Annotated in this window: 1 protein-coding gene and 1 pseudogene; both read left to right on the top strand. The window is 64.5% G+C overall.

Annotated elements, in window-relative coordinates:
• The first annotated feature begins 1 nt into the window (after window position 1).
• Window positions 2–674 (top strand): annotated as a pseudogene (rph, locus tag I5W_RS24185) (ribonuclease PH).
• Between the two features lie 142 nt (window positions 675–816).
• On the top strand, window positions 817–1,364 hold a 548-nt coding region (rdgB, locus tag I5W_RS24180; protein ID WP_044531161.1), incomplete at its 3' end, for an RdgB/HAM1 family non-canonical purine NTP pyrophosphatase.

Raw genomic sequence — 1,364 nt, 5'->3', positions numbered from 1 at the left:
CCTGACCCGCCAGTACACCAAGCACGCCGAAGGTTTCGGTGCTGGTCGAGTTTGGCGATACCCGGGTGCTGTGCACCGCCTCCATCGAGGAAAAAGTGCCCGGCTTCNTGAAGGTAAAGGGCCAGGGCTGGCTGACCGCCGAATACGGCATGTTGCCCCGTTCCACCCACACCCGCATGGACCGCGAAGCCGCCAAGGGCAAGCAATCCGGCCGCACCCAGGAAATCCAGCGCCTGATCGGCCGCGCCCTGCGTGCCGCCTTCGACCTGGAAGCCTTCGGCGAGCGTACCCTGCAACTGGACTGTGACGTGCTGCAAGCCGACGGCGGCACCCGCACCGCCGCCATCACCGGCGCCATGGTGGCGGCCTACGATGCCTTCACCGTGCTGCAGTCGCGCGGCCTGATCGAGACCATTCCCGTGAAGCAATTCGTGGCCGCCATCTCGGTGGGCGTCTATCAGGGCGTGCCGGTGCTGGACCTGGATTACCTGGAAGATTCGGATTGCGATACTGATATGAACGTGGTCATGACCGATGCCGGCCACTTCGTGGAAGTGCAGGGCACCGCCGAAGGCGCGGCATTCGACCGCGCCACGCTCAACAGCCTGCTGGACCTGGCCCAGCAAGGCATTGCCACGCTCAATGGCTTGCAGAAGCAGGCCCTGGGCCTGTAAGTCGCAGCGACGCGGCGGCGCAAATGGCCGTACAATGCGGCTCAGAAGCGATATGAACAAAAACGCCATGTGCCGCACCGACATGGCGTTTTTTATTGTGGCGGCGCGCGCTACGCCCTTTGCAACTGAATTTTGAGCACACATGCAACCCAAGCAAAAGATCGTGATGGCGTCCAACAACGCCGGCAAACTGAAGGAATTCGCCAGCCTGCTGGGCGACATCGGGCTGGACGTGCGCCCGCAGGGCGAGTTCAATGTCCCCGAGGCGGAAGAACCCTTCGCCACCTTCGTCGAGAACGCCCTGGCCAAGGCCCGTCATGCCGCCCGCCTGACCGGCCTGCCGGCGCTGGCCGATGATTCGGGGGTCTGCGTCAATGCCCTGGGCGGTGCGCCGGGCGTGTATTCGGCGCGCTATGCCGGCGAACCCAAGTCGGACGCCAACAACAATGCCAAGCTGGTCGCCGAGCTGGCCGCGCACGCCGACAAGTCGGCCTATTACTATTGCGTGCTGGTCTATGTGCGTCATGCCGAGGACCCGCAACCGGTCATCGCCGATGGCCTCTGGAAGGGCGAGATCGTGGCGCAGGCCCGCGGGGAGGGCGGCTTTTGCTACGAACCCCACTTCCTGCTGCCGGCATTGGGCAAGACCGCCGCCGAACTGACGGCCGCCGAGAAGATGCCGTGTCCCAT

The organism is Herbaspirillum sp. B65, assembly GCF_000333555.1.
GTDB classification, from domain to species: Bacteria; Pseudomonadota; Gammaproteobacteria; order Burkholderiales; family Burkholderiaceae_D; genus Herbaspirillum; species Herbaspirillum rubrisubalbicans.
Note: the sequence above shows the minus strand (reverse complement) of the source record. Positions and strands in the feature narration are given on the sequence as shown.